The sequence below is a fragment of the Caenimonas aquaedulcis genome, assembly GCF_015831345.1.
In the GTDB taxonomy this organism is placed as follows: Bacteria; Pseudomonadota; Gammaproteobacteria; order Burkholderiales; family Burkholderiaceae_C; genus Ramlibacter; species Ramlibacter aquaedulcis.
Genome location: NZ_JADWYS010000001.1, coordinates 3,730,925 through 3,757,477, shown reverse-complemented (window position 1 = coordinate 3,757,477; position 26,553 = coordinate 3,730,925). Strand labels below are relative to the sequence as shown.

The following is a 26,553-nucleotide window of genomic DNA, read 5'->3' as shown; positions in this document are numbered from 1 at the left end:
GCTACCAGGCGCGCGCGGGCTGCGCGAAGCCCGCGGGTGCGAGCTTTTCGTCGTCGAAGGTGACGACTTCGTAGGCGTCGGGCTGCGCCAGCAGCTCGCGCAGCAAGCGGTTGTTGAGGGCGTGGCCGGAACGGAACGCGCTGTACGCGGCCAGCAAGGGCTTGCCGATCAGGTACAGGTCGCCCATGGCGTCGAGCATCTTGTGCTTCACGAACTCGTCGTCGTAGCGCAGGCCGTCGGAATTCAGCACGCGGTAGTCGTCCATCACGATCGCGTTGTCCAGCCCGCCGCCCATGCTGAGGCCGTTGGCGCGCATCATCTCCACGTCCTTCGTGAAGCCGAAGGTGCGGGCGCGCGCGATGTCGCGGGCATAGGAGCCGCTGCTCAGGTCGAATTCCACGCGCTGGCCCGTGGAGCTCACGACGCGATGGTCGAAGTCGATCTCGAAGCTCAGCTTGTAGCCGTGGTAGGGGTCCAGGCGCACCCACTTCAGGTTGTCGCCCTCGCCTTCGCGCACTTCCACCGCCTTGAGCACGCGGATGAAGCGGCGCGGCGCGTTCTGCAACGCGATGCCCGCGCTTTGCAGCAGGAACACGAAGGATGCGGACGATCCGTCGAGGATCGGCACTTCCTCGGCGGTGATGTCGATGTACAGGTTGTCGATGCCCAGGCCCGCGCAGGCGGACATCAGGTGCTCCACCGTGTGGACCTTGGCGCCGCCGTTGGAAATCGTCGACGCGAGGCGCGTGTCCGTCACGGCCTGCGCCGAGACGGGAATATCGACCGGCGACGGCAGGTCCACGCGACGAAAGACGATGCCGGTGTCGGGCTGCGCGGGGCGCAGCGTCAACTCCACCCGCTGCCCGCGGTGCAGGCCCACCCCGACCGCCTTGGTCAATGTCTTGAGGGTGCGTTGCTGGAGCATCGGTGGATTTTAGATGGATGGGCCGGCCCAGCCGTTTGGATTTCCCGATGGGCCCGATAGTTCGCGGGGCAAAGAAAAAGGGGTGGGCCCTTGCATCAGCCCACCCCGAACACTCCCTACCTGGAGAACACTCTTCGAATTTCAGTCCGCCTGCTTGCGCAGGAAGGCCGGGATCTCGAAATCGTCCATGCCGCCGTTGGACAGCGCATCGACCTTGGCCGCCGCCTGGGTGCGGTTGGTGCGCCACACGCTCGGCACGGCCATGCCGTGGTAGTCCGGCTGGTGCGTCGCCTGCTGCGCGGACTCGCGCGTGACGATCGCGCCCGGGCCGCCCACGGCGTTGTTCACGGTGGGGATGTGCAGCGGGACGTTGTCCGTGCCGGTGCGCAGCACCTGCAGCGGGGGCGCCGTGCGGCGCTGGCCCTGGCGCGACAGGCCCGTGGCGACCACGGTCACGCGGACTTCGTCGCCGAGGTTGTCGTCGTACGCGGTGCCGTAGATCACGTGCGCGTCCTGCGAGGCGTAGGCGCGGATAGTGTTCATCGCGAGCTTGGACTCCGACAGCTTCAGGCTGCCCTTGGCCGCGGTGATCAGCACCAGCACGCCCTTGGCGCCCGACAGGTCGATGCCTTCGAGCAGCGGGCAGGCCACCGCCTGTTCGGCGGCGATGCGCGCGCGGTCCGGGCCCGAAGCCACCGCCGTGCCCATCATCGCCTTGCCCGGCTCGCCCATCACGGTCCGCACGTCCTCGAAGTCCACGTTGACGTGGCCGGGGACGTTGATGATCTCCGCGATGCCGCCGACGGCGTTCTTCAGCACGTCGTTGGCATGCGCGAAGGCTTCGTCCTGCGTGATGTCGTCGCCCAGCACTTCGAGCAGCTTCTCGTTGAGCACCACGATCAGCGAATCGACGTTGGCTTCGAGTTCCATGAGGCCGTTGTCCGCGTTGGTCATGCGGCGGCCGCCTTCCCAGTCGAAGGGCTTGGTCACCACGCCCACCGTGAGGATGCCCATCTCCTTGGCGATGCGCGCGATCACCGGCGCGGCGCCGGTTCCCGTGCCGCCGCCCATGCCGGCCGTGATGAACAGCATGTGCGCGCCGTTGATGGCGGAGCGGATGTCGTCCACGGCGGCTTCCGCAGCCTCGCGGCCCTTCTCCGGCTTGCTGCCGGCCCCGAGGCCGCTGCCGCCCAGCTGGATGGTCTTGTGCGCCGCGGTACGCGCGAGCGCCTGGGCGTCGGTGTTCGCGCAGATGAACTCCACGCCCTGCACCGAGCGGCCGATCATGTGGTCGACCGCGTTGCCGCCGCCGCCGCCGACACCGATCACCTTGATTTGCGTTCCGAGGTGGAACTCTTCGACTTCGATCATTTCGATGCTCATATGTTTCTCCTGATTCCGTTTGCAGTTGCCGTGTGCGAATTTGTTGGGTGGTGAGTCATGAAGGTCGTGCAGGCGGATCGGTGCACCGCCATCGCTCCTTTCTCTTCCGGTGGGGGCTCCCCCGTGCGAGCCAGATCCTGTTTCGCATGGTCAGAAATTCCCCACGATGAAATCCTTGAAGCGCCCGAACGCGGTCTTCATGGACCCGTTCTTCTGCGCCACCTTGAAGCCGCGGATGCGCGCGAGGCGCGCTTCCTCGAGCAGGCCCATCACCGTCGCCGCGCGCGGCTGCGTGACCATGTCGGCCAGCGCGCCGGAGTAGCGCGGCAGCCCGCGGCGCACCTGCTTGAGGAACACGTCCTCGCCGAGCTCCACCATGCCCGGCATCAGCGCGCTGCCGCCCGTGATGACGATGCCCGAGGAGAGGACCTCCTCGTAGCCGGTGTCGCGGATCACGTTGCGCACGCACAGGTAGATTTCCTCGACGCGCTTCTCGATCACGTACGACAGCGCCTGGCGCGCCATCTGCCGCGGCTCGCGGTCGCCCAGGCCCGGCACCTCGACCTGTTCGTCCGGATTGACGAGCAGCTCCTTGGCGTAGCCGTTCTCGACCTTGATGTTCTCCGCGTCCTTGGTCGGCGTGCGCAGCGCCATCGCGATGTCGCTGGTGATGAGGTCGCCGGCGATCGGGATCACCTCGGTGTGGCGGATCGCGCCGTTGGTGAAGATCGCGACGTCGGTCGTGCCGGCGCCGATGTCCACCAGGGCCACCCCCAGTTCCTTCTCGTCGTCGGTCAGCACGGCCTGGCTGGACGCGAGCGCGTTCAGCAGCAGGTGCTCGACTTCCAGACCGCAGCGGCGCACGCACTTGATGATGTTCTCGGCCGCGCTCTGCGCGCCGGTGACGATGTGCACCTTGGCCTCCAGCCGCATGCCGCTCATGCCGATCGGCTCCTTCACGTCCTGGCCGTCGATGACGAATTCCTGCGGCTCGACCAGCAGCAGGCGCTGGTCGGTGGAGATATTGATCGCGCGCGCGGTCTCGATCACGCGGCCGACGTCGGCCTGCGTCACTTCCTTGTCCTTCACCGCCACCATGCCGCTGGAGTTGATGCCGCGGATGTGGTTGCCGGTGATGCCGGTGTACACGCGCGTGATCTTGCAGTCGGCCATCAGCTCGGCCTCCTTGAGCGCCTGCTGGATGCTCGCCACCGTCGCGTCGATGTTCACGACCACGCCGCGCTTGAGCCCGTTGGACGCGGACACGCCGAGGCCGGCGAGCTTGAGCTCGCCGCCGGGCATGACCTCGGCGACGACCACCATCACCTTGGCGGTCCCGATGTCCAGCCCCACGACCAGGTCCTTGTACTCTTTTGCCATTGCGTTCCCTCTTGCCTTTACTTCTTCGGGGCCGTATCCGCACTCGTGGTGCCGACGCCTCGCAACCTCACCGCATACCCGTCGCCATGCCGCAGGTCCGCCGACACCAGCGCGTCGGGCCGGCGGCCGTAGCGCGAGGTCACCTGCGTGAGCGTCTGCACGAAACGCTGCGTCCGCGCCAGCACTTCCTGCTGCGTCCCGCGACCCAGCTCCACCACCGCGCCGTTGTCCACCTGCAGCTCCCAGCTGCCGCGCGCCGTCAGCGTCACGTTCTCCACGCCGAGGTCGAGCGTCTCGACGACCGGCTTGAGCGCCCGGTACATCGCCAGCACCTCGGCCGCCTGCTCGACCGGGCCGGCCAGGCGCGGCAGGTCGTCCGCCTCGACGTCGCCCGCATTCGCCTCGAACACCTCGCCGAACTCGTTGACGAGGCGGCTCTCGCCCTCGGGGCCCCACAGCGCGACGGCCTTGTGCTCCTGCAACTGCACGCGCAGCCGGTTGGGGAACTCCCGGCGCACGATCGCGTGGCGCACCCACGGAACCGATTCGAAGGCTTCGCGCGCGGCCGCGAGGTTCACGGTGAAGAAGTTCCCGGCGAGCCGCGGCGCCACGTTCGCGCGCAGCGTCAGGGCGCTGTTGTGCGCGACGTCGCCCTGCACCGTGATGCCGGCGATGGAGAACACCGGATGGCGCACCGCCCACCAGAGGCCCGCCGCGAGCAGCGTGACGGCGAACGCCGAGAACAGCACCGACGCGGTGAGGTTCATCAGCTTGACGTCGAAGGGCGTGGGCATGGCGGCGTTCATGTGCGTGCCGGTCCTTTCAGCTGGTCCAGCGAGGCGGACGCCAGCAGGTGCAGGCACAGGTCTTCGTAGCTCACGCCCGCGGCGCGCGCCGACATCGGCACGAGCGAATGGCCCGTCATGCCCGGGGAGGTGTTGATCTCCAGCAGGTAGGGCTTGCGCGACTTGCCGTCGATCATCACGTCCAGCCTGCCCCAGCCGCGGCAGCCGAGCACGCGGTACGCCTTCAGCACGATTTCCTGGATCGCTTCCTCCTCGCCCTTGGGCAGGCCGCAGGGCACCAGGTACTTGGTGTCGTCGGTGAAGTACTTGTTCTGGTAGTCGTAGTTGCCCTCGGGCGCGACGATGCGGATCACCGGCAGCGCGCGGGCGTCATCGCCCGTGCCGATCACCGGGCACGTCACCTCGTCGCCGCTGATGAACTGCTCGCACAGCACGTCCGCGTCGAGCGCGGCGGCCTGCTCCACCGCGGCGGCCATCTCCGAATAGCCGTGCACCTTGGCCACGCCGATGGACGAGCCCTCGCGCGCGGGCTTCACGATGAGTGGCAGGGACAGGTCGTCCGGCACCGCGCGCACCTGCTCGCGCGTGTAGGCGCCGCGGCGCAGCAGCGTGTACTTCGGCGTCGGCAGGCCCTCGGCCAGCCAGACGCGCTTGGTCATCACCTTGTCGATGGAGATGCTGGAGGCCATCACGCCCGAGCCGGTGTAGGGGATGCCGAGCAGCTCGAGCGCGCCCTGCACCGTGCCGTCCTCGCCGAAGCGGCCGTGCAGTGCGATGAAGCAGCGCTGGAAGCCCTTGCGCTTGAGCTCCACGAGATCGCGTTCGGCCGGGTCGAACGCGTGGGCATCCACGCCCTTGGATTGCAGCGCCTTCAGCACGCCGCTGCCGGACATGAGCGACACCTCGCGCTCGGCGGATTGCCCGCCCATCAGCACGGCGACCTTGCCGAAATCGGCGCCCGAAGGAGCCGCGCTTGCCGGCCGCGCGGCGACGCGCTTCACAGGCGCGGGCTTCTTCTTTGCGGTGCTCATGCGCCGCCTCCCATCTCGACCAGCTTGGCGGGCACGGCGCCGATGGAGCCGGCGCCCATGCACATCACCACGTCCCCGTCGCGCGCCATCTCCCGGATCGCGGCCGGAAGCGCGGCGATGTCATCAACGAAGATCGGTTCGACCTTGCCCGCGACACGAATCGCGCGGGCCAGGGAACGGCCGTCCGCCGCCACGATGGGCGATTCGCCGGCCGCATACACCTCGGTCAGGAGCACGGCGTCGGCCTGGCCCAGGACCTTCACGAAATCCTCGAAGCAATCCCGCGTGCGCGTGTAGCGGTGCGGCTGGAACGCGAGCACGAGCCGGCGCCCGGGGTACGCGCCGCGCGCGGCCGCGAGCGTCGCGGCGAGTTCGACGGGGTGATGGCCGTAGTCCTCGATCACCGTGTAGGTGCCGCCGCCGTGCGCCGCGTCGACCGGCAGTTCGCCGTAGCTCTGGAAGCGCCTGCCGACACCGCGGAACTCCGCCAGCGCCTTGACGACGGCCGCATCGGGGATGTTCAGCTCCACGGCGATCGCGATCGCCGACAGCGCGTTCAGCACGTTATGCATGCCGGCGAGGTTGAGAACGACCTTCAAATCGGGCAGCGTGACGCCGTTGCGGCGCTGCGCCGTGAAGTGCATCTGCGGGCCGACGGCCTTCACATCCACCGCGCGGACCTGCGCTTCCTCGCTGAGGCCGTAACTCGTGATCGGGCACTGCACGTCGGGCATGATCTCGCGCACGGCGGGGTCGTCCACGCACAGGATCGCGGTCCCGTAGAACGGCATGCGGTGCAGGAATTCGACGAACGCGCCCTTCAGGCGGTTGAAGTCGTGCCCATAGGTTTCCATGTGGTCGGCGTCGATGTTCGTCACCACCGCCATCACCGGCATGAGGTTCAGGAACGAGGCATCGGACTCGTCGGCCTCCACCACGATGTAGTCGCCGCCGCCCAGCTTGGCATTCGCGCCCGCGCTGTTCAGGCGGCCGCCGATCACGAAGGTCGGGTCCAGCCCGCCTTCGGCCAGCACGCTCGCGACAAGGCTCGTGGTCGTCGTCTTGCCGTGCGTGCCCGCGATCGCGATGCCCTGCTTCAGGCGCATCAGTTCGGCAAGCATCATGGCCCGCGGCACGATCGGGATCTTCAATTCGCGCGCGGCGATGACTTCCGGGTTTTCCGATTGCACGGCGGTGGACGTGACGACCGCGTCGGCGCCCTTCACCTGGCTCGCCGCGTGGCCGACATAGGTCGTGATGCCGAGCGCCTGCAGGCGGCGCAGCGTCGCGCTGTCCGACAGGTCCGAGCCGGAGATCGTGTAGCCGAGGTTGCGGAGCACTTCCGCGATGCCGGACATGCCTGCGCCGCCGATGCCCACGAAGTGGATGTGTTTGATGGCGTGCTTCATGACGCGAGTTCCTCGCAGGCCTTCACGACGTCGTCGGTGGCGGTTGTCTTCTTCATCTGCTGGGCGGCGGTCGCGCGGCGGATCAATTCCGCGCGATCGACCGTGCGCAGCAGGTCCGCGAGCCATTCCGGCGTGAGTTCGCGCTGCTGCTTCAGCCAGCCGCCGCCGGCATCGACCAGGAATTTGGCGTTCGTGGTCTGGTGGTCGTCCACCGCCGCGGGGAACGGCACGAACACCGCCGCGGCGCCGACGGCCGCGATCTCCGTCACCGTGCTCGCGCCGGCGCGGCAAACGATCACGTCGGCATCGGCATACGCACGCGCGGTGTCGTCGATGAAGGGTGTGAGCTCGGCCTGCACGCCCGCGGCGGCGTAGTTGGCGCGCAGCTCGTCGATCTGTTTAGCGCCGCTCTGGTGCAGCGTCACGGGGCGGATTCCTTCCGGGATCATCGCGAGCGCCTTCGGCACGATCTCGTTGAGCGCCTTCGCGCCCAGGCTGCCGCCGACCACGAGCAGGCGCAGCGGGCCGGTGCGCGCGCCCATGCGCTCCTGCGGACCGGGCTGCTGCAGGAAGCCCGCGCGCAGCGGATTGCCGACCCACGCGCCCTTCTTCAGCACGTTCGGAAAGGCAGTGAAGACCCGTGCCGCCATGCCCGCCAGCACTTTGTTGGCCATGCCGGCGATGGAGTTCTGCTCGTGCAGCACGAGCGGCTTGCGCATCAGGACGCTCGCCATCCCGGCCGGGAAGGTGATGTAGCCGCCCAGGCCGATGACTACGTCCGGCTTCACGCGGCGAACCACGACGATGCTTTGCCAAAGCGCCTTCGCGAGGCGCAGCGGCAACAGCGCGAGTGTCTTGATGCCCTTGCCGCGCACGCCGGAAAAATCGATGGTCTCGAACGTGAAGCCGCGCGGCGGAACGAGCTGGCTCTCCATGCTGCCGGGGCCGCCCAGCCAGTGCACGCGCCAGGCGCGATCGCGCAGCGCCTCCGCGACGGCGAGGCCCGGGAAGATGTGGCCGCCGGTGCCGCCGGCCATCACGAGCGCGCAGCGTGCGGTCATGCCCGGCCTCCGCGCATCAGCGACTTGTTTTCCTGGTCGACCCGCATCACCACCGCGAGAGCGACGAGGTTCATCAGGATCGCCGAACCGCCATAGCTCATGAGCGGCAGCGTCAGGCCCTTGGTGGGCAGCGCGCCGAGGTTCACGCCCATGTTGATGAAGGCCTGGAAGCCGATCCAGATGCCGACACCTTGCGCGACGAGCCCGGCGAACACGCGATCCAGCGCGATGGCCTGACGGCCGATGTGCATGATGCGCCGGGTCATCCACAGGAACAGGCCGATCACGATGACGACGCCGATGAGCCCGAACTCCTCGCCGATCACCGCGAGCAGGAAGTCGGTGTGCGCCTCCGGCAGCCAGTGGAGCTTCTCGACACTGCCGCCGAGGCCGACGCCGAATATCTCGCCCCGACCGATGGCGATGAGCGAGTGCGACAGCTGGTAGCCCTTGCCGAGCGTGTACTTCTCGTTCCACGGGTCGAGGTAGGCGAAGATCCGCTCGCGGCGCCAGTCCGACAGCGCGATCATCAGCATGAAGGCGACCGTCATGACGGCGGCGATCAGGAAGAACATGCGCGCGTTGACGCCGCCTAGAAAGAGGATGCCCATCGCGATCACGGCGATCACCATGAAGGCGCCCATGTCCGGCTCGGCGAGCAGGAGCAGCCCGACAATCGCGACGGCGGCGGCCATCGGCAGCACGGCGCGGAAGAAGCGCTCCTTCACATCCATCTTGCGCACCATGTAGTTGGCCGCATAAAGCAGAACCGCGAACTTCGCGAGCTCCGACGGCTGGAAGCCCATGAAACCCAGCGAGATCCAGCGGCGCGCGCCGTTGACCACCGAGCCGACCTTGGGCACCAGCACCGCCATCAGCAGCAGCAGCGATGCGATGAAGAGCCACGGCGCGACCTTCTCCCAGGTCGCCATGGGCACCTGGTAGGCGAGCAGCGCCGCGACGAAGGCGATCGCCAGGAAGATGACGTGGCGCACCAGGAAATAGGTGTGCGTGTAGCGCGCGAACTTCGGGTTGTCCGGCATCGCGACGGAGGCGGAATACACCATCACCAGGCCGAAGGCGACCAGCGCGACGGTGACCCACAGCAGCGCCGTGTCGAAGTGCAGCGGGCCGACCGGCGCGCGCAGCGTCTTGTCGGACTGGACGTGGCCCATCGTCCAGGAGGGCCTGCCGAGATGGCCGAGCACAGCTTGGAGCTTCATGCGCTGCCCTCCATCTGCACGCCGGCTTCGTCGGCGATGGCGCGCACGGCCGCGCGGAACACCTCGGCGCGGTGCGGATAGTTGCGGAACATGTCGAAGCTCGCGCAGGCCGGCGACATCAGCACGGCGTCGCCGGGCTTCGCTTGCGCCGTGGCGACGGCGACGGCCTCTTCCATCGTTGCGGCGTCCAGCAGCACGACGCCCTGGGGCTCCAGCACTGCGCGGATCTGCGGCGCGTCGCGGCCGATCAACACCGCGGCGCGCGCATAGCGCGCGACCGGCGCGGCGAGCGGCGAGAAATCCTGGCCCTTGCCGTCGCCACCGAGGATGACGACGACCTTGCGCTCGGCGCCCAGCCCCTGCAGGGCCGCCACGGTGGCGCCCACGTTCGTGCCCTTGCTGTCGTCGAAGTATTCGATGTCGTGCACGATGCCGACCGGCTCGACGCGATGCGGCTCGCCGCGGTATTCGCGCAGGCCGTAGAGCATCGGGCCGAGCGCGCAACCCGCGGCGCTCGCGAGTGCCAGTGCCGACAGCGCATTGACCGCGTTGTGGCGCCCGCGGATGCGCAGCGCGTCGGCGGGCATCAGGCGCTGGAAGTGGAGTTCCTCCTCCGCGTCCTTCCTGCGTTTTTGCGTTTCGTCGGCTTCCAGCGCGCGCACCAGCCAGGCCATGCCGTTCACGACTTCGATGCCGAAATCGCCGGGGCGCTGCGGCATGTCGCCGCCGAAGGTCATGAATGCACGCTGCTCCATCTTGCCGCCCTTCAGGCGCACGGGCTCGGGCAGCATCTTCATGACCAGCGGGTCCTCGCGGTTGAGCACCATGAACGCGCCCTTGCCGAAGATGCGCGACTTGGCCTGCGCATACGCGTCCATCGTGCCGTGCCAGTCGAGGTGGTCCTGCGTCACGTTCAGGACGGTGGCGGCGGTGGGCTCGAAGTCGCCGGCCGCATCGAGCTGGAAGCTGGAGAGCTCGACGACCCAGACTTCGGGCAAGGTCCCCGCATCGAGCTGCTGCGCGAGCGTGTCGAGCAGCGAGGGGCCGATGTTGCCCGCGACGGCGACGCGTTTGCCCGCGCGCTCGACCAGCTGGCCTGTGAGCGCGGTGACCGTCGTCTTGCCATTGGTGCCGGTGACGGCCAGCACCGCCGGCGCATAGCCTTGCGAGGCCTTGAGTTGCGCGAGCGCGGAAGCGAAAAGGCTCAGTTCCCCGCCGACTTCGATGCCGCGCTCCGCCGCCGGTGCGGTGACCGCCGCGACCTGCTGTGGGGAAAGTCCCGGGCTGCGGTACACGGCCTGCACCCCTTCCAGCAGCCCCGCATCGAACGCGCCGCCGACGAATGTCGCATCGGGCAGCTCCGCGCGCAGCGCATCCAGCTGCGGCGGTGCGTCGCGTGTGTCCGCCACCGTCACGCGGTCGCCCTGGCGCGCGCACCAGCGCGCGATCGCGAGCCCGGACAGGCCGAGCCCGAGCACGAGCACGTCGCGCGGCGCGGGCGGCGCCACGGGTTCCGGGGTGGGAGTGAGGATCTCGTCCACGCTCACCTCAGCTTCAGGGTGGACAGGCCCACCAGGCACAGCAGCATCGTGATGATCCAGAAACGCACGACCACTTGCGTTTCCTTCCAGCCGCTCTTTTCGAAGTGGTGGTGCAGCGGCGCCATCTTGAGGATGCGCCGGCCTTCGCCGTACTTCTTCTTCGTGTACTTGAAGTACATCACCTGCGCCATCACCGACAGCGCCTCGACGACGAAGATGCCGCCCATGATCGCAAGCACGATCTCCTGGCGCACGATGACCGCGATGGTGCCCAGCGCGCCGCCGAGCGCGAGCGCGCCGACGTCACCCATGAACACCTGCGCCGGGTAGGCGTTGAACCAGAGGAAGGCCAGGCCCGCGCCCGCCATCGCGGAGCAGAAAATCAGCAGCTCGCCCGAGCCGGGGATGTGCGGGAAGAACAGGTACTTCGAATACACCGCGCTGCCCGTCACGTACGCGAACACGCCGAGCGCCGAGCCGACCATCACCACCGGCATGATCGCCAGGCCGTCCAGCCCGTCGGTGAGGTTCACCGCATTGCTGGCGCCCACGATGACGAGGTAGGTCATGATCACGAAGCCGAACACGCCCAGCGGGTAGCTGATCTCCTTGAAGAAGGGCACGAGCAGGCCGGCCTTGGGCGGCAGGTTCACGTCGAAACCGGACCATACCCACTGGTAGAAGAGTTGCAGCACGCGCCAGTTGGAGCTCTCGGAGATGCTGAACACGAGGTAGAACGCGGCCAGCAAGCCGATCAGCGACTGCCAGAAGTACTTCTCGCGCGACCGCATGCCTTCCGGGTCCTTGTGCACGACCTTGCGCCAGTCGTCCACCCAGCCGATGGCGCCGAAGCCGAGCGTCACCGCCAGCACGATCCACACGAAGCGGTTGGTGATGTCGAACCACAGCAGCGTGGAGATGGCAATCGAAATCAGGATCAGCACGCCGCCCATCGTCGGCGTTCCGCTCTTGGTGAGGTGCGTCTCCATGCCGTAGCCGCGCACGGGCTGGCCGATCTTCAGGTGCGTGAGGCGGTTGATCACCCACGGGCCCGCGCCCAGGCCGATCAGCAGCGCGGTCATGGCGGCCATCACCGCGCGGAACGTGAGGTACTGGAACACTCGCAGGAATCCGAATTCCGGCGAGAGCGTCTGGAGCCACTGCGAGAGGCTAAGCAGCATGTCGCGGCTCCCCTGTTTGTTGTTGTTCTGGCGATGCGGATGCGCTGATCGCCTCGACCACGCGTTCCATCTTCATGAAGCGCGAGCCCTTCACCAGCACGCTGCCGGCGCGGGGCAATTCCGCGAGGACGGCGGCGTTGAGCGATTCCACGTCCGCGAAATGCCGCCCGCCCATCGCGGTGGACTGCTCGCCCAGGGTGAAGAGCAGCTCGATCCCCCGGTGGCGCGCATGCTCGCCGACTTCGGTGTGGAACATCGGCCCCTGGTCGCCGACCTCGCCCATGTCGCCGAGCACGAGCAGGCGCGGCGCGGGCAGCTCGGCCAGCACGTCGATCGCGGCGCGCACCGAATCCGGGTTGGCGTTGTAGGTGTCGTCCACGAGGGTGATCGCGCGGCCCGCGACCTGAACCGATGCGGCGCGCGAGCGGCCCTTGACCGGCTCGAACGCTTCGAGCCCGCGCGCGATCGCGTCAAGCGGCGCGCCCGCCGCGAGTGCGCACGCCGTGGCGGCCAGCGAATTGCGCACGTTATGGCGGCCGGCGATATGGAGTCGGTACGCCACCGGGCCGACGGGCGTTCGCACGCTCACGGCCCAGTGTCCCTGTTGCCATTCAGTCCCGGCCAAAACGATATCGGCGCCCGTGTCGCCGAATGTCATGCAGGGCCGCCCATCGGCGAGGCCCTTCCAGAGTTCCGTGAATTCCTCGTCCGCGGGGAAGACGGCCACGCCGTTCGCTGCCAGCGACTCGATGACGCTGCCGTTTTCCCGTGCGACTGCCTCGACGGTCGCCATGAATTCCTGGTGTTCGCGCTGCGCGTTGTTCACCATCGCCACCGTCGGCCTCGCGAGGCCGGCGAGGTAGGCGATCTCGCCCGGGTGGTTCATGCCGAGCTCCAGCACGGCCACGCGGTGGCCGGCCCGCAGCCGCAGCAGCTGCAGCGGCAAGCCGATGTCGTTGTTGAAGTTGCCCTGCGTCGCGAGCATATGCTCGGGTTGCCAGGCGCGCAGGATGGACGCGATCATCTGCGTCACGGTGGTCTTGCCGTTGCTGCCGGTGACGGCGATGAGCGGCAGCGCGAACTGTTCGCGCCATCCGGCGGCCAGCGCACCGAGCGCCTGCGTCGTGTCTTCCACTTCGATGCCGGACATGGCCGTGGGCAGCTTGCCGCGGTTCGCGATTGCCGCCACCGCGCCCTTCGCCTTCGCATCGGCAAGGAAGTCGTTCGCGTCGAAGCGCTCGCCCCGGATCGCGACGAACAGGTCGCCGGCTTGCAGGGTCCGCGTGTCCGTGTGCACCCGCTGCACTTCCACGGCGCCGTCGCCCACGAGGCGCGCGCCGGGAATCCACGGCAGGGCTTCCGCGAGGGTGAACATGCCGTTCATGCCGCCCCCCTCGCGTCGAGCGCGGCCTGCGCGTGCACCTTGTCGGAGAAGGGCAGCTTCTCGCCCGCGATCTCCTGGTAGTCCTCGTGCCCCTTGCCGGCCAGCAGCACGACGTCCTGCGCGGCCGCGGCGGCGATGGTTTCGCTGATGGCCAGCGCGCGGTCGGCCTGCACCTGCACGCATTGGTGGTGCGACAGGCCCAGCAGGATCTGGCTGATGATGTTCTCGGGCTTCTCGCTGCGCGGGTTGTCGCTGGTGACGACCACGCGGTCGGCATTCTTCTCGACCACCGCGGCCATCAGGGGCCGCTTGGTGGGATCCCGGTCCCCGCCGCAGCCGAACACGCACCAGAGCTTGCCGTCGCGCTGCGCCGCCAGCGGGCGCAGGGCCTGCAGCGCCTTGTCCAGCGCGTCGGGCGTGTGCGCGTAGTCGACCGCGATGACGGGCTTGCCCGCCTCCTGCAGGCGTTCCATGCGCCCGGGCACGGGCAGCAGGCCTTCACAGGCCCGCACCGCCTGCGCCAGTGGCACGGCGAGGGCGCGCATCGCGCCGATCACGCCGAGCAGGTTGGAGACGTTGTACTGGCCGATCAGCCGCGTCCTGACGCGGTGCGATTCGCCACCTTCGATCACATCGAAGTACAGGCCTTCGTCGCCGTAGCCGATGCCGCGTGCCATGAGCCGCGCATCTTCGACGCAGGACACGGTCCACACGTCCAGCGCGCCGCCCGCGAGCGAAGCGGCCAGCGCTCGGCCTTTCTCGTCGTCGATGTTGACCACGGCGGACCGCAGGCCGGGCCAGCGGAAGAGCTCCGCCTTGGCCTCCCAGTAGGACGCCATGTCGCCGTGGTAGTCCAGGTGGTCCTGCGTGAAGTTGGTGAACATGGCCACGCGGATGCGCGTGCCGTCCAGGCGCCGCTCCACGATGCCGACCGACGATGCCTCGATGGCGCAAGCCTTGACGCCCTCGTCGACGAAACGGCGCAGCTGCCGCTGCAGCAGCACCGGGTCCGGCGTCGTGAGGCCGGTGAATTCCACTTTCGGCGGACGGCCCGTGCCCAGCGTGCCGATGACGCCGCAAGGCATCGCATGCGGGCCTTCGAGGTTCGACAGGGCCTGCGCGAGCCACCAGGCCGTGGACGTCTTGCCGTTCGTCCCCGTCACCGCGAGCACCGCGAGCGCATCGCTGGGCTGCCCGAAAAAGGCGTCGGCCACGGGGCCCGTCGCCGCCTTCAGGCGTTCGAACGACGCGATCTCGCCGCGCTCGAAGCCGAAAGACTCCACGCCGCTGCGCTCGACCAGGCACGCGGCGGCGCCCTGCGCGAGCGCGGCATGCACGTGCATGCGCCCGTCGGTCGCGGCGCCCGGCCAGGCGATGAACCCGTCGCCCGCGGCGATCTTGCGGCTGTCGCAGTGCAGCGTGCCGGTCACGCGTTCGCGCAGCCAGCCGGCGGCTTCCTGCGGCGTGTGGAGTTCGTGCATCAGAACGACTCCTCCACGGCGTTCACCACCACCTGCGGCTTGACGGTCATGTCGGGCTGCACGCCCATCAGCCGCAGCGTCTGCTGCACGGTGGTGCTGAAGATCGGCGCGGCGACGTCGCCGCCGAAGTACTTGCCCGCGGACGGCTCGTCCACCATCACCGCGACGATGATGCGCGGCTTGTCGATGGGTGCGATGCCGACGAACCAGGAGCGGTACTTGTTGGTGACATAGCCCTTGCCCACCTGCTTGTACGCGGTGCCGGACTTGCCCCCGACCGAGTAGCCGAGGGTCTGCGCCTTGGGACCCGTCCCGCCCGGGCCCGCGGCCATCTGCAGCATGGTGCGCACTTCGGCCGCCGTCTTCGGCGAGAACACCTGCACGCCCGTCACCGGCTCGTCCGTCTTGATGAGCGTGGCGGGGATGATCTGCCCGTCGTGCGCCCACACGGTGTACGAGCGCGCCATCTGGAAGAGGGATGCGGAAAGGCCGTAGCCGTACGACATCGTCGCCTGCTCCACCGGCTTCCAGGTTTTGTAGGGCCGCACACGGCCGCTCACGGCGCCGGGGAAGGTGATCTGCGGCTTCTGGCCGAAGCCGGCCTGCGTGAAGAGCTCCCACATCTGCCGGGGCTGCATCTGCAACGCGATCTTGAGCGTCCCCACGTTGCTCGATTTCTGGATCACTTCCTGCACGGTCAGCATGCCGTGCGCATGCGAATCCGAAATCTTCATCCCGCTCATCATCACGTAGCCCGGCGCGGTCTGGATGGGGGTCTGCGGCGTCACGAGACCCGTCTCCAGCGCAAGGCCGATGGTGAAGGGCTTCATCGTCGAGCCGGGCTCGAAGGTGTCGGTGAGCGCGCGGTTGCGCAGCTGCTCGCCCGACAGGTTCTGCCGCTTGTTGGGCGAGTAGCTCGGGTAGTTGGCGAGCGCGAGCACCTCGCCCGTCGCCGCATCCATCACGACGACACTGCCGGCCTTCGCGCGGTTTTCGATCACGGCGTCGCGCAGCTTCTGGTAGGCGAAGAACTGCACCTTGCTGTCGATCGACAGCTGCATGTCCTTGCCCGGCACGGGCAGCACCTGCTCGCCCACGTCCTCGACCACGCGGCCCAGGCGGTCCTTGATCACGTGGCGCATGCCGGCGCGGCCCGCGAGCTGCTTCTGGAACGCGAGCTCCATGCCTTCCTGGCCGATGTCTTCCACGTTGGTGAAGCCGACCACGTGCGCGGCCGCTTCGCCCTCCGGGTACTGGCGCTTGTATTCCTTGCGCTGGTAGATGCCCTTGATGTCCAGCGCCGCGACCTGTTTCGCGACGTCCTCGTCGACCTGGCGCTTGAGCCACACGAAGGTCTTGTCTTCGTTCTCCAGCTTCTTGTCGAGGTCCGCTACCGGCATCTCGAGGAGCTTCGCGAGCTGCACCAGCTTCGCGCGGTCGCGGTCCACGTCTTCAGGGATCGCCCAGATGCTCGGCGCGGGAACGCTCGAGGCGAGCAGCAAGCCGTTGCGGTCCAGGATGCGGCCGCGCGTGGCGGGCAGCTCGAGCGTGCGCGCGAAGCGCACCTCGCCCTGCTTCTGGAAGAAGTCGTTGGCGAACACCTGCACCCACGCGGCGCGCCCCGCCAGCGCCAGGAAGCCGACGGCGATCGCGGCCACGATGAACTTGCTGCGCCACACGGGCGTCTTGCTCGCGAGCAACGGACTGGAGGTGTAGGCGACGCTGCGGCTCACTGCTGCGCCCCCTGCTTGACGTACTGCGTGATCGCGGGCGAGGCGCTGCGCATCTGCAGCTGTTCCTTCGCGAGCTTTTCCACGCGCAGCGGCGTGGCCTGCGCGCGCTTTTCGACTTGCAGGCGGCCGTTCTCGACCTCGATGCGCCTGGCTTCCCCGTTGGCCTTGTCCAGCTCCGCGAAGAGGTGGCGCGACTCGTATTGCGTCTTCACGAGGAAGAGCGCGCTCGCGATCACCGCGAGCAGCAGCACCATGTTCAGGCGCGTGGAGTTCGCGCTCATGCCGCCGTCCTTTGCGCGACGCGCATGATCGCGCTGCGCGAACGCGGGTTCGCCGCGATCTCGTCCGATGTCGGCTTGATGCGCTCCAGGGCCTGCAGCTTCATCGCCTTGGGCTGCGCGAAAGGCGCGCGGCGGTCGAACACCTCGCGCGAATGCTTCGCGATGAATTGCTTGACGATGCGGTCTTCCAGCGAATGGAAGGCGATCACCACCAGGCGTCCGGAGGGCTGCAGGATGTCCAAGCTCGCCTCTAGCGCCTGTTGCAGCTCTTCAAGCTCGGCGTTGATGAAAATCCGAAGAGCCTGAAATGTGCGCGTTGCAGGGTCCTGGCCCGGCTCGCGGGTTTTGACCGTGCCAGCCACGAGCTGGGCCAGTTCGGCGGTGGTTGAAAGAGGCCCCCGTTCCTGTCGGCGAGCAACAACCGCCTTTGCAATCTGAACAGCAAACCGTTCTTCGCCATAGTCACGTATCACCTCCGCGATCTGCCCGGCTTCCGCCGTGGCGAGCCAATCGGCCACGCTCTCGCCCCGCGTGGTGTCCATGCGCATGTCCAGCGGGCCGTCGCCGCGGAAGGAGAAGCCGCGCGCCGGGTTGTCGATCTGCGGCGAGCTCACGCCGAGGTCCATCAGGAGACCCGCGACGCTGCCGCCCTGCAGTTCGCTGATCGCCGAGAAGCCCTCGTGGCGGATGGAGAAGCGCGCGTCCTCGATGGTGTTGGCCACCGCGACGGCCTCCGGGTCCTTGTCGAACGCGATGAGCCGGCTCGAGGCATCCATGCGCGAAAGAATCAGGCGCGAGTGCCCGCCGCGGCCGAAGGTGGCGTCGACGTAGGTTTGGTCCGGCTTGGTGAATGAGTCTGCCGAGAGGGCTTCGACTGCTTCGTTCAACAAGACGGTGGTGTGATTCCATGTGGTGTCCACCGCCTGCTTTCAGAAGGAAAATTCCTTGAAGACGTCGGGCATTTCGCCGCGCAGCGCCTCCGCTTCCTTGGCTTCGTAGGTCGCCCTGTCCCAGAGCTCGAAGTGGTTGCCCATCCCGAGCAGCATCGTTTCCTTCTCGATCCCTGCCGCCGCGCGCAGCTCGGGGGAGATGAGGACGCGCCCCGTACCGTCGAGCTCCACGTCCATCGCGTTGCCCAGGAAGATTCTCTTCCACCACTGCGCATCCATGGGTAACGCCCCGATACGGGCGCTGAATTTGTCCCACTCCGGGCGCGGGAAAATCATGAGGCAACCGTGGGGGTGGCGCGTGATGGTGAGCTGGTTGTTCGCAGTCGCGCCCAGGACGTCGCGGTGCCGCGTGGGCACCGACAGCCGGCCTTTGGCATCGAGACTGAGCGACGAAGCGCCTTGGAACACCTGTGTGAGCCCTTGCTACGGTTGAAGCGCAATGGTGGGTGTGCGAAGGCACGAATCACCACTTAATTGCACTTTTTTGCACTGTAGCAGGAAAACTCAGCAGCGCAAGCGCCGAGTTGTGCCAAATTCGCAATGAAATCAACGACTTAGAGCGCCTTTCGCGACAGCGCGCGAACAAAACTCGTTCTAAATGAAGCACTTAGCGAAGGCTCTTCATTTGAAACCTCAACCGTCGCGAAGATGTGTCCGTGCGTCACCTGCCTGGGGAGGGCGCCACACGCGAGGCGCACGCGGGCAACGCGAAGTTCGCGCCGCCGAAAGGGAACACGCTGGATGTGAAGGAGGCGTTCAGTCGGCGCGCGCCATCACGCGCGCATGCTCGGCGATGCCGATGACATTGAAGAACGCGGCGACCAGGCGGTGCACTTCGACGAACTGCACCTGGCGTCCTTCGGCCTGCCGCGCCGTCACCCAGTTCAGCAGCGTGCCGGCGGCGGAGAAGTCGATACGGATCAGACGCGCGCATGAAATGATCATCACGTCCGCGCCGGCGAGCTTGGCGTCCAGCAGGTCCAGCGCCTCGGTAGCGTCGCCGAGGATCTGCCCGGCCAGCTCCACGGTGGCGACGTTGGACGCCTGCGCACTCAGGCCGGCCACATGCGTGTCGCTGTAACCGAGCGTGCCCAGGCCGGAGGACATCGAATCGTGGAAGGCTTCGCCCACGATGGTGTGGCCCGCCACGTAACTGCCGTCTTCCTGCAGGGGCTTGTATTCGCAGCGCGCGCTGTCCCAAGAGGGCGGCGAGACTTCGTAGGTGACGCAATAGTCGAGCGCCACCAGTTCGAACTCATCGGGCCGGTGCATCACGCGCAGGACTTCCATGCGCAGTTTCCACCAGGCCGGGTTGGTGCCCTTGTCCCCGGACGGCGTCGCGTTCTTCAGCACCTTCTCGAGGTTGTCCCCGGCGATGAATCGCAATTGCACGGGTTGCGCCGACCACTGCGTGAACAGGCGGGTGAGGCCCTCCACCGCCGCATCGTCGATGGTGTGGAGCTTGATCCAGGAGAGGCGCCACGGCGGCTGCGCCTTGGCGAGCGCGGCCGACATCGCGGCCAGCGTCTGCGTGCCGAAGGTGGCCGGGCAGGTCCAGTTGGCAGCGGGCTGGTTGCCTTGGGGCGCCGCGGGCGGCGCCGCCTGCATGCGGCCCACGGCCTCGGGGAACGAAACCCATTGCGGTGCCGAACGGCCGAAGCGGCCGGCGAAATCGATGGCCGCGGTCTCGAAGCGCTCCTGCTGCCCGCTCGCGCGGTACAGGTCGAACAGCGTGAGCCAGGTGTCCTCGTGGTCGATGCGCGAACCCTGCGGCCCCAGCACTTCCAGCAGCCCGGCCTCGGCGCCCTCGTCGTCGCCATTGGCGAAGCGGATCGAGGCTTCCTCGAGCTCCGGATCGTGCGCGAACTCGTCGACGTCGATCGCGATCATCTTCGACGCGGAGAACCCGGTGTTCGTGCTGCTCGGCTCGGAATTGGGCGCGTCGCTCGTGACCGCGCTGATCGCGGGTGCGGCCGGCGGCCGCGCAAGCGGCATCGCGGTGCGGGCCGCCGGCGGCATGGCGGGCGGCGGCGGCGGCTGCATGCGCGGCGCCGCGGCGGGCGGCTGCATCACGGGTTCGGAATTGCGGAAGTGGAGCATGGGCGAGAGGTCCGCCTGCTCGGTCTCTTCTTCCTGCGCCACGGGTTGTAGCGGCATCGGCTCCGTCTTGGTATAGGACGAAGGCCGCTGCGGCGGTGGCGCCCCGCTGTCCACCGAATCGGGCGGCACGTGCGACGACACCGGGAAATTGCCGCCAGGGGCACGGCCCGCGTTCTCGCCATGCTTGGTCTTCCACCACTGCATGGACATCTGCGCCTCGATCTCGTCGATCTTCTTGAGCGTGGTCGCGCGGTCGTCCGGCTTGGACGGCATCGAGCTCTGGAAGAAGGACGGCCGCGCCGCCGGGTCCTGCCCCGCCATGACCTCGCTGCGGCGCATCTTGCGCAGCATGTCGAATTCGCGCTTGCGCACGAAGTCGTTGCGCCGCTTGCGCTCGATCATCTCCTTGAGCATCTGCTTGGAGTACGAGCTTTCGCGGTCGGTTTCCTGCTGGTCCAGATCGGCCCAGTTCGTCGTCGGGTTCTTGACGAACTTCACGACCTTGGACAGCAAGCCGGGATTTTCTTCCTTGGACGGCATGGGGTCGCGTTGGAGTCGGGACGGGAGGCGGTGCCGGTGAAGGGAGGATCAGTCCCCGAACATCTTCTGCTTGAGTTCGCGCCGCTGCTGGGCTTCCAGCGACAGCGTCGCCGTGGGTCGCGCCAGCAGGCGGCCGACGCCGATGGGTTCGCCGGTTTCGTCGCAGTAGCCGTAGTCGCCGGCGTCGATGCGCGCGATCGACTGCTCGATCTTCTTGAGCAGCTTGCGCTCGCGGTCGCGCGTGCGCAGCTCGAGCGCGTGCTCTTCCTCGATCGTGGCGCGGTCGGCCGGGTCGGGGACGATCACGGTGTCCTCGCGCAGGTGCTCGGTGGTCTCACCGGCGCTGTTGAGGATCTCCTGCTTGAGCTGCGCGAGCTTCAGGCGGAAGAAGCCCATCTGCTTCTCGTTCATGTACTCGCTGTCGGGCATGGCGAGCACTTCCGCGTCGGTCAGCTGGTCGACCGTCTTGGTCTTCCAGTTGTTGGCGAGCTTCGGGTCTTTCTTGATCGCCACGAGCGGTGGCGGGGTGAGAACGGGTTGGGACATCGTTTGTGTGTAGCTGGCTTTGGCGGCGGTCGATGCCACGGATTGCGCCATGGAGGGCACCGTGATCTGCGCGAGCCGCGCCGAGGGTTTCGTAGCCCGTGCCGGTTCGGCGCCGAGGGTGGCGGCGTCCGGACGGGGAGGCATGGCCCGGGCGGCCGCCTGTCCGTTGGCGGGCGGCTTGGCCTTGGCCTCGGGTTGGGTCGGTGTCGCCTTGGGCTTGGCCGCGGCCTTCACGGCCGGGGAGGCCTGGGGCTGCGGGGCGGGTTTCTTGGAAGCAGGCGCGCTTTTGGCAGGCGCGCTCTTGGCGGGGGCCTTGGCGGCGGCTTTCGCCGCCGGCTTGGCCGCCGCCTTCTTGGCCGGGGCCTTGGAAGTCACCGTCGATTTCACGGCGCCTTTCGCTGTGGGTTTGGTCGCTGCTTTCGCCGCGGGCCTGGCGGCCTTCGCGGGTGTGGCCTTCTTGGCTGCAGGCTTCGCTGCCGCCTTCACGGCTTTCGCCGCCGGCTTGGCCTTGGCCGCGGTCTTGCCGGCCTTCGGTTGGGGTTTCACTTCCTGTCTCCTCGCAGCCGACGCGGCGGCATGGGAATGCCCAGCGGCCGACTGTCCTTCTTGTGGTGATGAAACGCCTTCATGAAGGCGAGTTATACCCTGATTGTCCCTTCGGGGGACCGTGCGGCTGGGGTTTTCACCCGCGTGGCCGGACTCCCCCTTGTCCAGGGAGCAACCAGGTAGTTGCAGAATCGAGACAATCATTTGCGCCGCCCCGCCTCATGTCATTTTCGCGAAGGCGCTAGCCTAACCGAGAACGAGAGGCCTTCCGCGCTCTTTTGCGGCCCTTTTTACGCACTCAGACCAGGCACTGCTCCAGCCCCTGCAGGAGGATGTCCTTGGGCAGGTCGATCCCGATGAACACCATCTTGCTGCCCCGGGCCTCCCCCTCGGCCCAGGCGGGGCCCAGGTCGCTGCCCATGAGCTGGTGCACGCCCTGGAAGATCACCTTGCGCTCGGTGCCCTTCATGAAAAGCACGCCCTTGTAGCGGAGCATGCGCGGGCCGTAGATGTTCACGATCGCGCCCAGGAAATCCTCCAGCTTGGCGGCGTCGAAGGCGCGGTCGGACTTGAAGACGAAGCTCTTCACGTCGTCGTCGTGGTGGTGGTGATGTCCGTGCCCCTCGTGCGCGTGGGACGGATGGTCGCAGTGCTCCCCATGCTCGTGGTCGTGGTGGTCGTGGTCGTGCGCGTCTTCCTCCTTGAGGAAGTCCGGATCGATGTCGAGCTTGGCGTTGAGGTTGAAGCCGCGCAGGTCGAACACGTCCTTGATCTGCACGTCGCCGAAGTGCACGGCCTTGTAGGGCGCGCGCGGGTTCATGTGCTTGAGGCGGTGGATGAGCGCGTCCGCCTCGTCTTTGGCGACGAGGTCGGTCTTGCTGATGAAGATCTGGTCCGCGAAGCCGACCTGCCGCCGCGCCTCCTGGCGGTCGTTCAATTGCTGGGCTGCGTGCTTCGCGTCGACGAGGGTGATGATGGAATCGAGCAGGTAGGTCTCGGCGATCTCGTCGTCCATGAAGAAGGTCTGCGCGACCGGGCCGGGGTCGGCGAGGCCGGTGGTCTCGATCACCACGCGCTCGAAGTCGAGCTGGCCGCTGCGCTTCTTCGCGGCAAGGTCCTGCAGGGTGGTGCGCAGGTCTTCGCGGATGGTGCAGCAGATGCAGCCGTTGCTCATCTGGATGATCTGCTCCTTGGTCTCGGTGACGAGGATGTCGGAGTCGATGTTCTCCTCGCCGAATTCGTTCTCGATGACGGCGATCTTCTGGCCGTGCGCTTCCTGCAGCACGCGCTTGAGGAGGGTGGTCTTGCCGGAGCCGAGGAAGCCGGTGAGGATGGTGGCGGGGATGAGACTCATGATGGTGGCAGTTTAGTCCCTGGGAAATGGTTGCGTTGGCAGGAGGTCAAAGCCGGCAGCCCCCTTCATTTGCGCATCACGACCAGTCCCTTGAGATATTCCCCTTCCGGGAATTCCAGCGTCATCGGATGGTCGGGCGCACCGCCCAGGCGCTCGCCGATGTAGCCGTCCACCCCCGCATCCGCGCCGGCCGAGGCGACGATCTTGTGGAAGAGGTCGGCGCCGATGCCGCCCGAGCACGAATAGGTGAAGAGCACACCGCCCGGCTCCAGCAGCTTGAACGCCAGGCGGTTGATGTCCTTGTACGCGCGCGCCGCACGCTCGGCATGCGCGGCCGTCGGCGCGAGCTTCGGCGGGTCGAGCACGATCGCGTCGAAGCCCCGGCCCTCCTCGATGAAGCGCCGCAGCGACGCATTGACGTCCGCGTCGATGAAGTCCGCGCGGGCGGCATCGAAGCCGTTGAGCGCGACGTGCGCCCTCGCCCGCTCCAGCGCCGGTGCGGAGGAGTCGATGGACGTGACGTGCGCGGCGCCCCCCGCGAGCGCGGCGACGGTGAAGCCGCCGGTGTAGCAATAGCAATTGAGCACGCGCTGGAACGCCAGGCGCTTCGAGAAGGCAGCGAACTTGCCGCGGCTGTCGCGCTGGTCGAGGTAGAAGCCGGTCTTGTGCCCCGTGGCGATATCCAGGGTGAGCTTCCAGCCATGCTCGCTGATCGTGAGTTCCGTCGGCCCTTCGCCGCGCAGCCAGCCGGTGCGCGGCTCCAGCCCTTCGAGTGCGCGTGAATTGGTATCGGATCGCTCGTACAGGCGGGAGAGACCCGTCTCCTTGAGCAGGGCATCGACCAGGGGCTGCCTGAACCGCTCGACGCCGGACGACAGGAATTGCGCGACCAGGGTGTCGCCGTAGCGATCGACGATCAGGCCCGGAAGGCCGTCCGATTCGCCGTGGACGAGCCGCGCGCTGTCGCTCGGGATATCGAAGCGCTGCCGCGCCCGGACCGCGCGGCCGACCAGCGCGCCCAGGAAAGCCGCGTCGATCCGCTGCGACTCGTCGAAGCTCCAGACCCGCGCGCGGATCTTCGATGCGGGGCTGAAGGAAGCCCACGCCAGGAAGGCGCCGTCGTGCGAATCGACCCGCACCGTTTCCCCTGCATCGCCGCCGCCCTTCGCGATCGCCGTGTCGAAAATCCAGGGATGCCGGCGCTGCAGCGAGCGCTCCTTGCCGGGCTTCAAACGGATGGTTTTCATGGCCGTATTGTCGGGCGAAGCACAATCGGGGCTGAGGAGTACAAGAATGGGTTTCATCGCAGGCGCCCGCCGACGGGTTGTTTTACTGTCGTGGTTGCTGCTGGTGCTGGCTGCGTGCGCGGCCGCTCCGGCCTGGGGCCGCACCGTCCTGGACCTGGACACCGCGCGCCAGCCGGTGGACCTGCAGGACTGGGGGGACTACTGGATCGACCCCACCGGATCCGTCGCCGTCGAAGGCGTCGCCGCCAGCACGTCCATCCCGTGGAAGCCGACGCAGGCATCGCAGATCCACCCCCTCACCACGGGCCATGCGCTGTGGGTGCGCTTCACGATCCCGCCCGCGCCCGACGCGGAGCGCTGGTACCTGGAGATTCCCTATCCGTCGGTGAACCGCGTGTCGCTGTACACGCAGGACGGCGCGGGCAAATGGGTCGCGCAGACCGCCGGTGACCTGATCCCGGTGGCGGACTGGCCGGTGCCGCACCGGCACCCGCTGCTGCCGGTGCTGGTGTCGGCGGAAGAGCCGCGCGCCTACCTGCTGCGCGTGGAGAACCCGCATGCCTTCGGGGCGCCGCTGCAGTTCGTGAGCGAGAGCTACCTCGGGCTGCACGAGCAGAGCACGTCCCTCATCCTGGGCATCTATTTCGGGCTCGCAGGGCTGGCCGTCGCCGTGGGCTTCCTGAGCGCCGTGTCGCTGCGCGACAGCGCCTACGGCTTCTACGCGCTGGGGGTGCTGCTCATGGGCATGTCGCAGGCGTCGATGACGGGCATCGCCGGCCTGCACCTGTGGCCCCACTGGCCCGCGTGGACCGACGTCGCGCCGATGATCTTTCCCGTGCTGACCGTGGGCTCGCTGGTCTGGTTCTTCTCGGCCACCGCCTCGATTCCCGAGCGCTCGATGAAGCTGCACCGGCTGCTCACCGGCCTCGCGCTGTTCTCGCTGGCGATCGCCGTGGGCATCGTGCTCATCGAGCCGTCGCTGCGTTTCAAGCTGATGATCCCCTACATCGTGATCGCCAACCTGATCACGCTGCCCGCCATCGCCTGGGCCGTCACACGCGGCGACCGTTACGCGCTGTGGCTGCTGTGCGGCATGGCCCCGGTGATCATCGGGGCGGCCTTTCCCATGGCCAAGCTGTGGGGCCTGCTGCCCGCCAACTTCCTCACCATGTACGGCATGCAGGTCGGCATCGCCGTCGAGCTGCCGGTGATGCTGGTGATCCTCATGGTGCGCAGCCAGCAGCGGCGCGACTACAACCGCCGCATTCAGGGCCTGGACCGCATCGACCCTGCCACCGGCCTCATCAACGGGCATGTGTTCGTGGAGCGGCTGGACAGCATGATGTCGCGCTCGGCGCGCCTGAAATTCCGCAGCGCGGTGCTGCTGGTCGACATCGTCAACCTCGAGCAGGTGCGGCGCGACTTCGGCAACCGCGCGGCGGAGGAGCTCCCCTTGCGCGTGGCGGGCCGGCTCTTGTCCGTCGCCCGCGAGATCGACGGCGTGGCGCGGCTGTCCGCATTGCGCTTCGGCATGCTGGTCGAAGGCCCGCTGACCGACGAGGAGGCCGCATCGATCGGCCCGCGCGTCGTCGCCCATTGCCTGATGCCGCAGAAGGGCAAGCCGGTGGACTGGGTGGCGCAGGTTCGCATCGCGCAGACGATGGTCCCGACGGATCGCGCGGATGCGCAGCAGGTGGTGGAGCGGCTGTCGGCGCTGCTCGTGAACGTCGCGCCGGAGACCAAACGCGCGGTGTTCACGCTGGCGAGTTGATCAATTCAATGCGGACTTGACCGGACGCAGAAATCGCAGAGGTTACGCAGAAAGAAGACAAGAAAAATTCAAATGCATTTGGGTTTTTTTCTGGATTTCATTCTGCGTAACCTCTGCGATTTCTGCGTCCGGCCAAGTTCAATCCTCTGGCGTCACCGCCAACGCCACCAGCACCCGCGCCACCATGTTGTAAGCCGCGATCGCCGCCGTGAGCTCCACGAGCTCCGTGGTATCGAACCGCGCCTTGACCTGCTCGAACAGCGCATCCTCGACCTTCACGTTCAGGGTCATCTGCGCAGCGTAGCGCGCCACCAGAGCCTCGACGTCGCCCAGCTCGCCCACCACCGAACCGGTCGGCGTCGCCGCGAAAAGGACCAGCGCGTCGAGCTCCGCCTGCGTGCCGCCGGCTTTCAGGAACTGCGGCGCATGGTGGTGGAACTCGTAATGGGCCCCGGTCAGCAGGGCGACGGTGCAGATCGCCAGTTCGCGCAGCTTCATGCTGCCCGAGAACTCCGTGCGCACGTTCTTCAGGTAGACGTTCCAGCCCCGGGCGAGCGGCTCGCTCCAGAGCAGCGCGCGATCCAGGTTCAGCAGCGCGCCGCCGCGCCGCGCCAGCACGGCCTGCACCAGGTCGTCCGGCTGGGGCTTTCGCTCGGGGGTCCAATCGGGGATGCGCATGG

The 26,553-nt window shown here is 67.6% G+C and carries 22 protein-coding genes; 1 reads left to right on the top strand and 21 read right to left on the bottom strand.

Features of this window, described 5'->3' with window-relative positions; all coding sequences use genetic code 11:
• Position 1: 1 nt before the first annotated feature.
• The 20 genes from lpxC to I5803_RS17950 form a co-directional block, all read right to left on the bottom strand.
• A complete protein-coding gene (gene lpxC, locus I5803_RS18045) occupies positions 2-925 on the bottom strand; it encodes a UDP-3-O-acyl-N-acetylglucosamine deacetylase (protein ID WP_196987705.1) in 924 nt (307 codons plus the stop codon).
• Between the two features lie 141 nt (positions 926-1,066).
• Complete coding sequence (gene ftsZ, locus I5803_RS18040; RefSeq protein WP_196987704.1) at positions 1,067-2,308, bottom strand: cell division protein FtsZ; 1,242 nt, start codon at positions 2,306-2,308, stop codon at positions 1,067-1,069.
• A gap of 150 nt (positions 2,309-2,458) precedes the next feature.
• On the bottom strand, positions 2,459-3,688 hold the full coding sequence (gene ftsA, locus I5803_RS18035; RefSeq protein ID WP_196987703.1) for a cell division protein FtsA: 1,230 nt from the start codon (positions 3,686-3,688) through the stop codon (positions 2,459-2,461).
• Positions 3,689-3,705: 17 nt separating this feature from the next.
• Positions 3,706-4,494 carry a cell division protein FtsQ/DivIB gene (locus I5803_RS18030; RefSeq protein WP_196987702.1) on the bottom strand — a complete coding sequence of 263 codons (789 nt, stop codon included), beginning with the start codon at positions 4,492-4,494 and terminating at the stop codon, positions 3,706-3,708.
• Positions 4,491-5,525 (bottom strand): D-alanine--D-alanine ligase, encoded by a 1,035-nt coding sequence (locus I5803_RS18025; protein WP_196987701.1) that lies wholly within the window; start codon positions 5,523-5,525, stop codon positions 4,491-4,493. The genes I5803_RS18030 and I5803_RS18025 overlap by 4 nt, the downstream gene beginning before the upstream one ends.
• Entirely contained in the window at positions 5,522-6,934 is a 1,413-nt protein-coding gene (gene murC / locus I5803_RS18020) for a UDP-N-acetylmuramate--L-alanine ligase (protein WP_196987700.1), read from the bottom strand. The genes I5803_RS18025 and murC overlap by 4 nt, the downstream gene beginning before the upstream one ends.
• Positions 6,931-7,995, bottom strand: coding sequence for an undecaprenyldiphospho-muramoylpentapeptide beta-N-acetylglucosaminyltransferase (gene murG / locus I5803_RS18015; RefSeq protein ID WP_196987699.1), 1,065 nt, complete (start codon positions 7,993-7,995; stop codon positions 6,931-6,933). Before murG ends, murC begins: the two co-directional genes overlap by 4 nt.
• Entirely contained in the window at positions 7,992-9,170 is a 1,179-nt protein-coding gene (gene ftsW / locus I5803_RS18010) for a putative lipid II flippase FtsW (RefSeq protein ID WP_231402893.1), read from the bottom strand. The genes murG and ftsW overlap by 4 nt, the downstream gene beginning before the upstream one ends.
• Positions 9,171-9,214: 44 nt before the next feature.
• On the bottom strand, positions 9,215-10,759 hold the full coding sequence (gene murD, locus I5803_RS18005) for a UDP-N-acetylmuramoyl-L-alanine--D-glutamate ligase (RefSeq protein WP_354001686.1): 1,545 nt from the start codon (positions 10,757-10,759) through the stop codon (positions 9,215-9,217).
• A gap of 2 nt (positions 10,760-10,761) precedes the next feature.
• Positions 10,762-11,940, bottom strand: coding sequence for a phospho-N-acetylmuramoyl-pentapeptide-transferase (gene mraY, locus I5803_RS18000; protein ID WP_196987697.1), 1,179 nt, complete (start codon positions 11,938-11,940; stop codon positions 10,762-10,764).
• Entirely contained in the window at positions 11,930-13,315 is a 1,386-nt protein-coding gene (locus I5803_RS17995) for a UDP-N-acetylmuramoyl-tripeptide--D-alanyl-D-alanine ligase (RefSeq protein WP_196988608.1), read from the bottom strand. Before I5803_RS17995 ends, mraY begins: the two co-directional genes overlap by 11 nt.
• A 5-nt stretch (positions 13,316-13,320) precedes the next feature.
• Positions 13,321-14,805, bottom strand: coding sequence for a UDP-N-acetylmuramoyl-L-alanyl-D-glutamate--2,6-diaminopimelate ligase (locus I5803_RS17990; RefSeq protein WP_196987696.1), 1,485 nt, complete (start codon positions 14,803-14,805; stop codon positions 13,321-13,323).
• Complete coding sequence (locus tag I5803_RS17985; RefSeq protein WP_196987695.1) at positions 14,805-16,538, bottom strand: peptidoglycan D,D-transpeptidase FtsI family protein; 1,734 nt, start codon at positions 16,536-16,538, stop codon at positions 14,805-14,807. Before I5803_RS17985 ends, I5803_RS17990 begins: the two co-directional genes overlap by 1 nt.
• A complete protein-coding gene (ftsL, locus tag I5803_RS17980) occupies positions 16,535-16,819 on the bottom strand; it encodes a cell division protein FtsL (protein WP_196987694.1) in 285 nt (94 codons plus the stop codon). The genes I5803_RS17985 and ftsL overlap by 4 nt, the downstream gene beginning before the upstream one ends.
• A complete protein-coding gene (gene rsmH / locus I5803_RS17975; protein ID WP_196987693.1) occupies positions 16,816-17,739 on the bottom strand; it encodes a 16S rRNA (cytosine(1402)-N(4))-methyltransferase RsmH in 924 nt (307 codons plus the stop codon). Before rsmH ends, ftsL begins: the two co-directional genes overlap by 4 nt.
• A gap of 9 nt (positions 17,740-17,748) precedes the next feature.
• Complete coding sequence (mraZ, locus tag I5803_RS17970; protein WP_196987692.1) at positions 17,749-18,177, bottom strand: division/cell wall cluster transcriptional repressor MraZ; 429 nt, start codon at positions 18,175-18,177, stop codon at positions 17,749-17,751.
• A gap of 348 nt (positions 18,178-18,525) precedes the next feature.
• A complete protein-coding gene (locus I5803_RS17965) occupies positions 18,526-20,409 on the bottom strand; it encodes an STAS domain-containing protein (RefSeq protein ID WP_196987691.1) in 1,884 nt (627 codons plus the stop codon).
• A gap of 48 nt (positions 20,410-20,457) precedes the next feature.
• Positions 20,458-21,501 (bottom strand): RNA polymerase-binding protein DksA, encoded by a 1,044-nt coding sequence (dksA, locus tag I5803_RS22135; protein WP_354001685.1) that lies wholly within the window; start codon positions 21,499-21,501, stop codon positions 20,458-20,460.
• Positions 21,502-21,799: 298 nt separating this feature from the next.
• Positions 21,800-22,855, bottom strand: a complete 1,056-nt coding sequence (locus I5803_RS17955) for a CobW family GTP-binding protein (protein WP_196987689.1) — start codon at positions 22,853-22,855, stop codon at positions 21,800-21,802.
• A 65-nt stretch (positions 22,856-22,920) separates the two neighbouring features.
• Positions 22,921-24,102, bottom strand: a complete 1,182-nt coding sequence (locus tag I5803_RS17950) for a class I SAM-dependent rRNA methyltransferase (RefSeq protein ID WP_196987688.1) — start codon at positions 24,100-24,102, stop codon at positions 22,921-22,923.
• Positions 24,103-24,148: 46 nt separating this feature from the next.
• Here I5803_RS17950 and I5803_RS17945 point away from each other — a divergent pair, with 46 nt between their 5' ends.
• Positions 24,149-25,873, top strand: coding sequence for a sensor domain-containing diguanylate cyclase (locus I5803_RS17945; RefSeq protein ID WP_196987687.1), 1,725 nt, complete (start codon positions 24,149-24,151; stop codon positions 25,871-25,873).
• Positions 25,874-26,011: 138 nt separating this feature from the next.
• Here I5803_RS17945 and I5803_RS17940 read toward each other — a convergent pair whose 3' ends face one another.
• Positions 26,012-26,551, bottom strand: coding sequence for a carboxymuconolactone decarboxylase family protein (locus I5803_RS17940; protein WP_196987686.1), 540 nt, complete (start codon positions 26,549-26,551; stop codon positions 26,012-26,014).
• Positions 26,552-26,553 lie beyond the last annotated feature (2 nt).